The organism is Mucilaginibacter sp. P4_G9 (assembly GCF_056400985.1).
In genome coordinates this window covers 1-4,866 of record NZ_JBFUKF010000371.1, presented here as the reverse complement: position 1 = coordinate 4,866, position 4,866 = coordinate 1, and the positions used below count along the sequence as shown (strand labels likewise).

The following is a 4,866-nucleotide window of genomic DNA, read 5'->3' as shown; positions in this document are numbered from 1 at the left end:
GCTTTTTTGCGGGCATTACACCAAACATAATTCACCTTTTGGCCACGCAGGTAGGTAAGCGCGAAATTTACCAGTTGATTACCTAAACCCAGTCCCCTGTATTTTTCAATGGTTGCCAYGCCACGCAACTGGTAACCCATTCCTGCAAATTCGCCATAACTTTGGGGATGGAATGATACTATACATGCCAGTTCTTCATCTTTATAAAACCCTAAATGGAAGGCAGCTTCTATTTTATCGGTAGGGAAACGGCATTCATTTAAAGTAAGTCTGCCTTCGCGTAATACTTCGTTGCGGATGGCTAAAAGATCCTCAACCTCAATAAATTTTATCATGTAGTTTAGCTAATAAAATTGACCTATTTAGKCCATCGCACTTTTTAGTTTGGCAATTTTTTCAACCAGGTCGGCAAGGCGGCTGCTATACCCCATTTCATTGTCATACCAACCTACAACTTTAACCAAACCGCCTACTATTGATGTAAGCTGAGCATCAAAGATACAACTGTGAGGGTTGTCCAGTATATCGGTTGATACTATGGGATCTTCGGTATACTCCAGTACATGTTTCATGGGGCCGCAGGCGGCCTGTTTAAATGCAAAGTTAATCTCATCAATAGTAGGGAGGTTTTTTAGGCTGCAGGTAAAATCGGTTAATGAGCCGTTAAGCACGGGAACACGAATGCCTGCTCCACCCAGTCTGCCATCAAGATGAGGAAATATTGCTGTAATAGCCTTGGCGGCCCCGGTAGTTGTAGGAATAATGGACGCCGATGCCGCTCTTGCACGCCTCAGATCTTTATGTGGTGCATCATGCAGGCTTTGATCTCCGGTCATTGAATGCACAGTGGTGATATAACCATCAATGATACCCCAGTTTTCGTCAAGTATCTTTACCATAGCAGCCACATTATTTGTAGTGCAGGACGCATTAGACAATATTGGAGATTGAAGGTCAACCAGCCCATCATTAACGGCCAGCACTACTGTTGGCACACTTTTATCTGTTGACGGGGCGGATATGATCACCTGTTTTGCTCCGGCCGTTAAATGCAGCTGAGCACCTTGTCTTGAGGTAAACTTCCCGGTAGACTCTATCACCAGATCAATGTCCAGGTCTTTCCATGGCAGGGCCAGGGGATCACGTTGGGCCAATACTTTTATTTTTTGCCCGTTAATGAACAGGTTATCCGCATCAAAACTTACCTCGCCTTTAAAACCCCGGTGTACAGAATCATATTTAAACAGATGAGCAAGGGTTTGGGTATTTGTTAGGTCGTTAATTGCTACTACCTGTATACCAGGGCGTGATAATATATTTCTTAAAAATATGCGCCCGATGCGGCCGAATCCATTTATGGCAATCTTCATCATTGTTTTATAAGGGCAGCAAAGTTAATGAAGATGGGTGGCTATTTATAGTTACCTAAATTTAGTGACTTTAAAACTACTTAAAGTACCGTCATTGAATATTTACGCCAAAAAATTGCGCAATGCCAGGCTTTCACGTTCTTTTGAGCGCAGGCAAAAAGTGATGATCCAGTTAGAGGCTACCGAAAATAACAAGTTGATCACAATTAGCAGCGAATTGCTTAAGCCACTAAACATAAATACCATACCTATTGATAATAAATTAATTACCGATAAGCATAAGGTAGTTTGTAAGTGACTGAGTCCAAGCCTTAATATACGGTGGTGATTGTGGTTCCGATCGGCATCAAATGGCGATTTTCCGCTAACTATCCTTAGTGTAAACATTCTTAATGTATCAAAAACCGGCCCTATCAATACAGCAATTGTTAATGCAGGCGCAAAGCTTATAGCGGGGATGCCAGCGCCCGAAATTTTACTCATCTCGATAAATTTAATGGCCATAACTGCCGATACAAGGCCAATTAACAATGCACCTGTATCGCCCATGAATATTTTGGCGGGCGTAATATTATACTTCAAAAAGCCAATAATAGCGCCTGCCATAGCAAATGAAATAGCCGCAAGCTCATATTGCTTTATGTACATAAATAATAAAGCAAATGTGCAGTTTGCAATAATTCCTGTTGTAGCTGCCAATCCGTCAACGCCATCAATTAAATTGAAGGAATTAACGATAAGCATGATAAGCAGTATAGAGAGCATGGCGCTTGGGATATAAGGAAGCTGGAAAATACCAAATACGCCATACATGCTGGTTAAGCGAATATCGCCAAATAACACCAATATAGCCGCAACCGCAAACTGGATAAGGAACTTTGTACTTGAATTTACTCCGGACAAGTCATCTTTTAAACCCATAATAAAAAGAATTATACAGGCTAAAAGCAGGTAACTGATAGGTAATGCCTTATCAATGATGCTAAACAACAAAATTGTAATGGTAAAGCTTACAAAAATAGCCACCCCTCCTAAACGCGGAATACCATGATCATGCTGTTTTCTGAAATGGCCCACATCATCATAAAGGTGCCTTGAGCGCGCAACGTGTAAAATGGATGGAATGGATAGCAAGGTAATCAGGGTTGAGAACAATACTATTAAAATGTTGTAAATAAAATGATGCGAATGTAAAAGTTCAATCATAGTACCAGGGGCTTTTGAATCAATTCATTTTTATAGTCAGGCTGTTATACGCGGTTAGCAAAGCAAAGGTTTAACTTCAAATTAAAAATATTGAAAAATTTTCCGGATTGGTTTTAAAGCTAATGTAAGTACAGGGCGCCTGATACCATTGTTCCGCATAGCTTTTAAATCAAAGCCCCAGGCTTTGAGCCGGTTTTTAAAGCTCTTATTACTTATCCCCCCAGCCAGCATGGTAACCATTATCCTGTTTAAATAAAAAAAATTGATTTTATGCAGATACATAAACCTTACCATTAATTCGTAATCGGCCGCTGAGCCATATTTAAGGCTATAAAATCCTAATTTTTTAAATAAATCACGTTTGCAATAAAATGTAGGGTGCGGGGGCATAAATCCCCGGTTAAAGGAATTAGCCCTACACTGCTTTGAAACCCAATTACGGGTTATTTTTCCAGTTATATCAACAAAATTCAAATTTCCGTAAACGGCATCAATATCCTGTTGCGTAAATACTTGCGCTACTGCCGATATAACCTGATCATCGGCCAGGCGATCGTCGGCATTAAGGGTGCCAACAATCTGGCCGGTTGCTTTCTTAATACCTTTATTTATGGCATCATATATGCCTTTGTCTGGTTCAGAAACAAAAAAACTGATTGCTGAACGGTACTGATCAATTATTTGAAGGGTGTTGTCCGTTGATCCGCCATCAATAACAATGTACTCTATATCGGGATGTTTTTGGCTGATAACGGATTGGATACATTGCGCTATGGTATCCTGGGCATTATAAACAACGGTTACCAATGAAATCTTCAAACCTATGAATTGGAAAAATACAAATCGTTAATACCCGCAAATTATGTATTTTTGGAATTAATGCACAATTATAAAAAATATTAAGCAGAAGTTTTCGTCCCCATGCGCATAATAACGTCCATTTTCCCTGTTTTTTTAATAGTTGTAATTTTATCCTCCTGCTCAGGCAGGCAGTACCAAACTCTTTTTGAACAAAAAACTGTCAATTCAGATACGCTATCGCAAAAAAACAATAACGTTTTAAGCAGTTATCACATTAAACCACAGGATGTGCTGCAGATACGCAACCTGCAAAACATTAGGTATGTGGTTGATGAAGCCCCTTCATCCAATACCCCGGGTGGCGGCGGAAATGCCGGCGCCGGGCAAACCTACCAGGTTGATGAAGATGGAACTGTAGCACTGCCGGTTATTGGCCATGTTGCTGTAACAGGGTTTACACGCGCCCAGGCTGCAAAACTTATTGAGGAGCTTTACCGTAAAAGCCTTTTAAAAGATCCTATAATTGAATTAAAAATTACAAACCTGAAGGTGACTTTCCTTGGCGAAATTAGAGCACAGGGAAATTTCCCTCTGGTAAGAGATAATACTACTTTGGTTGAAATGATTGGTGAAGCGGGGGGCCTTACAGATAAGGCCAATGAAACAAACATTAAGATTATACGCGGCGATCAAAAAAATCCGCAGGTGACCTATATCAACCTTAGAGATATACAATCTATAAATGATCCGCGGGCCATACTTCAAAATGGCGATATTGTGTATATATCGCAAAACAAACGCGCTGTTCGCAATGATAACTTACAAAATGTATCAACCCTTACACAGCCAATATTGCTTTTACTTAATACAGCTTTAATTGTTTTATCGCTTTCGCGCCGCTAATGGAAGAGACAGAAAAATTCCAAAGAAAACTGCCTAACCAGGAGATCGATTATTTCAAGATAGGTAAAATACTGGTGAGCCGCTGGTATTGGATCGCTGCATCAGTGAGTTTGGCAGTAATTATATCATATGTTTATTTATGGTACACGCCAAAAACCTACGCAACAGGAGGTACACTAAAAATTGAAGAAAAAAAGTCGGAGGTTTCTGACCTTATAAGTGTAATGACAGTTCCCGACCGCGGGCCATCAAAAATTCAGAGCATAACATCGGTATTACAAAGCAGAAATGTGATACTTAGTGCTATTAAAGATATGGATTACCGGATAAGCTTCTTTATATCGGGCCGAGTACGCACCACCGAAGCATATCCCTCAAAGCCATTAAATATTCAACTGATAAAGTTTGATAGCTTAAACTTTTATCATGATGTTGTAAGTTATAAACCTGTTAACAAGCAAACCTTTACCCTCAGTTATAAAATAGGCGAAAAAGAAATTAAAAACAATTACAATTATAATACGCCGGTAACTATTGGTAATACCAGTTTTACAATAAAATACACCGGTGCCATTGATAACAGCGC

Annotated in this window: 6 protein-coding genes; 2 read left to right on the top strand and 4 right to left on the bottom strand. The window is 39.8% G+C overall.

Going from position 1 to position 4,866, the window contains the following annotated elements; all coding sequences use genetic code 11:
* From AC1DPZ_RS21930 to AC1DPZ_RS21915, 4 genes are all read right to left on the bottom strand, one after another.
* The coding region (locus AC1DPZ_RS21930; protein ID WP_477407444.1) for a GNAT family N-acetyltransferase at window positions 1–335 on the bottom strand (335 nt) is incomplete at its 3' end.
* Between the two features lie 27 nt (window positions 336–362).
* Window positions 363–1,370, bottom strand: a complete 1,008-nt coding sequence (gene gap / locus AC1DPZ_RS21925) for a type I glyceraldehyde-3-phosphate dehydrogenase (RefSeq protein WP_477407446.1) — start codon at window positions 1,368–1,370, stop codon at window positions 363–365.
* A gap of 102 nt (window positions 1,371–1,472) precedes the next feature.
* Window positions 1,473–2,576, bottom strand: a complete 1,104-nt coding sequence (locus tag AC1DPZ_RS21920; RefSeq protein ID WP_477407442.1) for an MraY family glycosyltransferase — start codon at window positions 2,574–2,576, stop codon at window positions 1,473–1,475.
* A gap of 81 nt (window positions 2,577–2,657) precedes the next feature.
* The gene (locus AC1DPZ_RS21915) at window positions 2,658–3,395 is read right to left on the bottom strand and encodes a glycosyltransferase family 2 protein (protein WP_477407440.1); all 738 of its coding nucleotides are present in this window, start codon (window positions 3,393–3,395) and stop codon (window positions 2,658–2,660) included.
* A 102-nt stretch (window positions 3,396–3,497) separates the two neighbouring features.
* Between AC1DPZ_RS21915 and AC1DPZ_RS21910 the strand changes: the two genes are divergently transcribed.
* Both AC1DPZ_RS21910 and AC1DPZ_RS21905 read left to right on the top strand, forming a co-directional pair.
* Window positions 3,498–4,280: a polysaccharide biosynthesis/export family protein gene (locus tag AC1DPZ_RS21910; protein WP_477407438.1), complete on the top strand. Its 783-nt coding sequence runs from the start codon at window positions 3,498–3,500 to the stop codon at window positions 4,278–4,280.
* Window positions 4,280–4,866 (top strand): Wzz/FepE/Etk N-terminal domain-containing protein (locus tag AC1DPZ_RS21905; RefSeq protein WP_477407436.1); only part of this gene is annotated, 587 nt, incomplete at its 3' end. The genes AC1DPZ_RS21910 and AC1DPZ_RS21905, both read left to right, overlap by 1 nt.